The 5,437-nt window shown below is 69.3% G+C and carries 5 protein-coding genes; 2 read left to right on the top strand and 3 right to left on the bottom strand.

Translation table 11 applies throughout. The annotated features are described in order from the left end of the window. Nucleotides 1–24 precede the first annotated feature (24 nt). The 3 genes from AB0G02_RS27285 to AB0G02_RS27275 form a co-directional block, all read right to left on the bottom strand. Nucleotides 25–447 (bottom strand): RbsD/FucU family protein, encoded by a 423-nt coding sequence (locus tag AB0G02_RS27285; RefSeq protein WP_360799045.1) that lies wholly within the window; start codon nucleotides 445–447, stop codon nucleotides 25–27. Between the two features lie 5 nt (nucleotides 448–452). Then, entirely contained in the window at nucleotides 453–1,913 is a 1,461-nt protein-coding gene (locus AB0G02_RS27280; protein WP_360799042.1) for a family 43 glycosylhydrolase, read from the bottom strand. Between the two features lie 331 nt (nucleotides 1,914–2,244). After that, entirely contained in the window at nucleotides 2,245–2,532 is a 288-nt protein-coding gene (locus AB0G02_RS27275) for a hypothetical protein (RefSeq protein WP_360799040.1), read from the bottom strand. A gap of 385 nt (nucleotides 2,533–2,917) precedes the next feature. Between AB0G02_RS27275 and AB0G02_RS27270 the strand changes: the two genes are divergently transcribed. Then, a complete protein-coding gene (locus AB0G02_RS27270; protein WP_360799037.1) occupies nucleotides 2,918–3,886 on the top strand; it encodes an arabinan endo-1,5-alpha-L-arabinosidase in 969 nt (322 codons plus the stop codon). Between the two features lie 223 nt (nucleotides 3,887–4,109). Further along, on the top strand, nucleotides 4,110–5,354 hold the full coding sequence (locus tag AB0G02_RS27265; RefSeq protein WP_360799034.1) for an extracellular solute-binding protein: 1,245 nt from the start codon (nucleotides 4,110–4,112) through the stop codon (nucleotides 5,352–5,354). Nucleotides 5,355–5,437: the final 83 nt, after the last annotated feature.

Below are 5,437 nucleotides of genomic sequence, written 5' to 3'. Positions count from 1 at the left end.
CGGGTGCGCGGGCCGGAACCGGTGTCACACGACGAAACCGACCGTCAGCAGCACGTTGGCGTAGAGCCGGCCGTCACCGGTGGCCACGCAGACCGCCAGCTCGGGCGAGCGGCACGCCGCGTAGAACTCGTGCCGCCCCAAGGGTTGCAGCGGCAGGTCCGGACCGAGCACGCGCTCGTAGTCGGCCCAGACCTCCGGCGTGCCCGCGTCTTCGTCGTCCGGCCGCATGGTGTGCACCGCTTCGACCGGGATCGCGGACAGCACCGGCTCCAGCACCTCGTCGACCGCGACCAGACCCGGTCGCAGGTTGAGGTGGATCAGCTCGGCCCGGTGGTGGACGTTGGTCCGGTGCGCGTAGTTGGCGTCCGCGAGCAGGACCTTCGAACCGTGGCCGGCCGTGGCGAGGGCTTGGAGCAGCGGCGGGTGGAGCAAGGGGTAGCGCAGCACAGGGGTCACTCCAGGATGAACGTGGCGTCGGCGCGTGCGACGGTGTCGGGTGCGGTGGTCAGGTTGACGGTCGTGCCGTTGTGGCGGATGTACTCGCCGGGGAAGTTCTGCGACTCGAACGACACCGCCGAGGAGGACGCGAGGCCCGCCCGGCGGAAGAAGCTGGCGTCGGCGCGGAAGATCGCGCTGCCGTCGTTGCGCTCGACCCACAGCTCGTGGTTGCGGTGCCGCAGGTAGTAGCCGGGGAAGTTGGTCGACTCCAGCGACACCGTGCCCGAGCCGCCCAGGCCCGCCACCACGCGGAACTGGGAGTCGGCCAGCGGGTTGACGTCCGCCTCGACCTTGGCCCGGTAGTCCCAGTGCCGGATGAACCGGTCCGGGTAGTTGTAGGACTTGAGCCGCACGGGCGTGACGCCGTCGGCCACCGGGATGCCGAAGTTCGGCGTGCCGTCGGAGTTCCAGTAGACCTTCTGGACGCGGGTGCGCCGGTTCGGGTCCCTCAGCGGGTCGCCGGTGATGTCGCGGTAGTTGCGGTCGTGGTAGACCAGGATGTCGCTCTGGCCGTCCTCCGACACGGTGAACGAGTTGTGCCCCGGGCCGTACTGGCCGGTCGCCGCGTTCGTGGCGAACACCGGGTTCGCGCTCTTCGTCCACGACGAGGCGTTGAGCAGGTCCGCCGACGCCGACGCGGTCAGCATGCCCAGGCAGTAGTTGGCGTCGGTGGCGCTGGCCGAGTAGGTGAGGAACACCCGCCCGTTGCGCTGGATCACCGTCGGCCCCTCCGCGACCTTGACGCCGCCGCGGGTCTCCCACGCCAGCGTCGGGACGGTCAACCGGGCCACCGCGCCGGTGATCTGCCACGGGTTCGCGCCCATCCGCGCGAGGTAGAGGTTGGAGTTCGTGGAGATGCCCGGCTCGCTCTGCGCCCAGGTCAGGTAGCGCACGCCGTTGACCGCGAAGGTGGACATGTCCAGGGAGAACGTGTCCCACGGGACGTTGACCTGGCCGCGCTCGGTCCAGGTGCCGCTCAGCGGGTTCGCGCTGCTGTTCTCCAGCACGAAGGGCCGGATGTGCCAGATGTCGTCGGTGCGGCCGGCGGCGAAGTAGACGTACCACTTGCCGTTGATGAAGTGGATCTCCGGCGCCCAGATGTGCGCGCCCATGTCACCCGAGCTGTGCTTGCGCCAGATCACCGACTCCGACGCGGTCGCGAGCCCCTGGATGGTCGTCGCCCGGCGCAGCACGATCCGGTCGTACTCCGGCGCGGTCGCGGTGAAGTAGTAGTAGCCGTCGGTGTGCTTGAAGATGTGCGGATCGGCCCGTTGGTTCGCCAGCGGGTTCGTGTACTGCGCGGCGGGCGAGGCCTGTGCGGCGGGCATCATCACGAGGCCGGACAGGACGGTCATGGCCGCCACCGCGACCACCGCCAGTGCTCGGGCACTCCACCGGGGAACGGCAGGGTTCATCGGTCCACTCCATCGTGGGAATCGGGATGCTGCTGTTAACGCTAACAGCGCAGGTCAGCTACCCTCAATACCCACTTGCGAGACACTTCCGGCTCGTTTCCACGAGCGGCCCTCGCCTTTCACATTCCCCGGGTATGCCGGCCGGTCACCGGCACACTGGGCCCACAACCCTGGTGTTAGCGATAACAATGCGCTAGGTTCACCGACAACGCGCCACCGACCGGGCACACCCGGTCACCGACTTGCCGGGTGGGCGGACGCGACTCTCCCCCCGTTCGCCCACCCGGTTCCCACCTCGTCCCGCGGACCGCGGGGCTCGGCGCCGGAGCGGTCAGGCGCCGGACTCCCGCCGTTCCGCCATGGTGTCGGGCGCGGACTCCGGAATCTCCGTGCGCACGTCGGAGTCGCGCAGCACCTCGCGCGCCTGCGCCTCGGGGTCGGCGCTGCCGGCCCCCAGCTCCTCGGGCAGGAGGTTGGACCGGGTCCTCGACCGGCGGTCGACGTCGTTGCGCCGGTCGAACACCTCCGGCCGGTCGAGGTCGTGCTCACGCCTGACGCGCGCTTCCTCGGCTTCCGACAGCTCGGTCGCGCCGAGGTCCAGCGGTTCCTCGTGTGTCATGGGCCTTCCATACCCAGCGGACGCCCGGTTGACGCCCGTGCGGGCGCGGCCAGTGCGGGCCCGCACCGGCCCGGTAAATCTGTGAGCGCTAACAGAAATCGCCGCACCTGGGCGGCAACTGGCCCTGTTAGCGATAACAGAAAGTCTTGCCGCCCCGTGTGACCTGCGCTACGGTGCCTGGGAACGCTCCCGGTCGGACCGGCACGCCGACGACCCGGAAGCGCGTCACGATTCCTGCTCGCAAGGAGGCGAAGCATGAGTCCGGGCCCGTCGACCCCTGTCGCGCCGGGACGCCTCGTCGTCCGCCCCTAGCTCGTCCACCGTCCACTCCGGACTCCCCACCGCCGCCGCCGCGCTCAACCCACCCCGAGAGATCGAGGAAACCGTGGCTGCTACGAAGAAACGCGCCCTCACCGCGCTCGCCGTGCTCGCCATGACCGCCGTGTCGGTCGTCGCGGCGCCGCAGGCGTCGGCCTACCCCGGACCCGGTGTGGTCACCGGCGACACCCGGGTGCACGACCCCAGCGTCGTCAAGCGGCCCGACGGCAGCTACCTGGTGGCGCACACCGGGGACGGCATCAGCCTGAAGACCTCCACCGACCGCACCGCGTTCCGCAACGCGGGCGCCGCCTTCCCCAACGGCGCGTCGTGGACCACCACCTACACCAACGGCAGCCGCAACCTCTGGGCGCCGGACCTGTCCTTCCGCAACGGCCAGTACTACATGTACTACGCGGCCTCGTCGTTCGGCTCGAACCGGTCCGCGATCTTCCTGGCCACCAGCCCGAGCGGCAACGCGGGCACGTGGACCAACCGCGGCCTGGTCATCGAGTCGCGCACCAGCGACAACTGGAACGCCATCGACCCCGACCTCGTGGTCGACGACCAGGGCCGCTGGTGGCTGAGCTTCGGCTCGTTCTGGTCGGGTCTGAAGATGGTCGCGCTCAACCCGTCCACCGGCATGCGGTCGGACTCGACCATCCGCTCGATCGCGGGCCGCAACGGTGGTCCGATCGAGGCGCCGAACATCTTCAAGCACGGGTCCTACTACTACCTGTTCGTGTCCTTCGACTACTGCTGCCGCGGCGCGTCGAGCACCTACCGGGTGATGGTCGGCCGCTCGACCAGCGTCACGGGCACGTACTACGACCGCAACGGCACGGCGATGACGTCCGGTGGCGGCACGGAGATCCTCGCGGGCCAGGGCAGCATCCACGGCCCCGGCCACCAGGACGTGTTCGCGGACACGGACAACGACATCATCGTCTACCACTACTACGGTGACGACGGCGCGTCCCGACTGGGCATCAACTGGCTCGGGTGGGATTCCGCGGGGTGGCCCTACGTCCGATGAGGAGTTCCCGGTCGTCCGCTCCCGTCCGCTGCTCGCGGTGGACGGGGGCGGCGATCGCGGACGACGCGTCCGAACAGCCGCCACGTGGCTGCCGAAGTGGGCATTGACGTTGGCGCACCCTGCTCGTAGCCTCCCGGAAAGCGCTTTCCCCGCTGCCGTGCTCAGCACGTCGGGAAGCGGTCGACACCGGAGGATCCGAATGGGTGCACTGAAACGTTTCAGAGTGCTGGCCACCTCGATGGTCGCCCTGCTCGCCGTGGCGTGCGGCAGCGGTGGCGGCGGTGAGGAGACGCAGTCCGGTCCCGCCACGCTGCGGTTCTCGTGGTGGGGGAACGCCGAGCGCGCCGAGTTGATGCAGAAGGCGATCGACCTCTTCCAGAGCAAGAACCCCGAGATCAAGGTGACGCCGAGCTTCCAGGAGTTCGAGGCGTACTGGCAGAAGATGGCCACCGAGACCGCCGGCGGCAACGCACCCGACGTGCTCCAGATGGATTTCGCCTACATCCGCGAGTATTCCGACCGCAACGCGCTGTACGACCTGAAGAAGCAGGAGGGCAAGAACCTCGAACTCGGGGACCTGCTGGAAGGGCTCAAGGGCGCGGGCGAGATCGACGGCAAGCTCTACGGCGTGCCGACCGGCGGCAACACGTGGGGCTACATCTACAACCCGGCGCTCTACACCCAGGCCGGCGTCGCCGAGCCGAAGGAGGGCTGGACCTGGGACGACTACCGCGCGGCGATGAAGGCGATCGCGGAGAAGACCGGGATCCCCGGCGGCGGCAACTACGTCGGCAGCTACTACAACCTGGAGCTCCAGCTCCGCCAGGAAGGCGCCTCCCTCTACACCGAGGACGGCAAGCTGGGCTTCGACAAGGCGCGGCTGGCCGAGTTCTTCAAGGAGGGCAAGGCGTTGACCGACGCCAAGGTCGCCCTGCCCATCGAGAAGGGCGTGCAGATCAAGCCCGCTCACGCGCTGGAGCAGGACCTGATCGCGGGCGACCTCGGCTGGGACAACTTCATGGCCCGCTACGACAAGGGCGCCAAGGCCGACCTGAAGCTGGGCCCCGTGCCGACCGACAAGGCGGGCACGTCCGGCCAGTACCTCAAGCCGTCGATGCTGCTGAGCGTGTCGCAGAAGTCCGAGCACCCGGCGGCCGCCGCCAAGCTCGTCTCGTTCATGGTCAACGACCCGGAGGTCGGCAAGATCTTCGGCGCGAACCGGGGCCTGCCGCCGACCAACGCGCAGCGCGCCGCCGCCCAGCTCGAAGGCCCGCTGGCCGCCGTGGCCGCGTACGAGGACGACCTGAAGGACAAGTTCGGCAAGACTCCGCCCGCGCCGCCGAAGGGCGCCGGTTCGCTGGAGCAGGCGTTCATCCGGATCACCGAGGAGCTCCAGTACGGCCGCATCGGCGTGGACGAGGCGGTCGACCAGTTCTTCACCGAGGCCGAAGAGACCCTCGGGTCGTGAGCCGGACGACCGCACCATGGGCCGCGAGCGGTCGCCGGGCCCGAAGATCTTCTCCCTGTCCGGCCACGTCGAGCGCCCCGGCC

Source organism: Actinosynnema sp. NPDC023658 (assembly GCF_040639995.1).
Lineage (GTDB): Bacteria > Actinomycetota > Actinomycetes > Mycobacteriales > Pseudonocardiaceae > Actinosynnema.
Note: the sequence above shows the minus strand (reverse complement) of the source record. Positions and strands in the feature narration are given on the sequence as shown.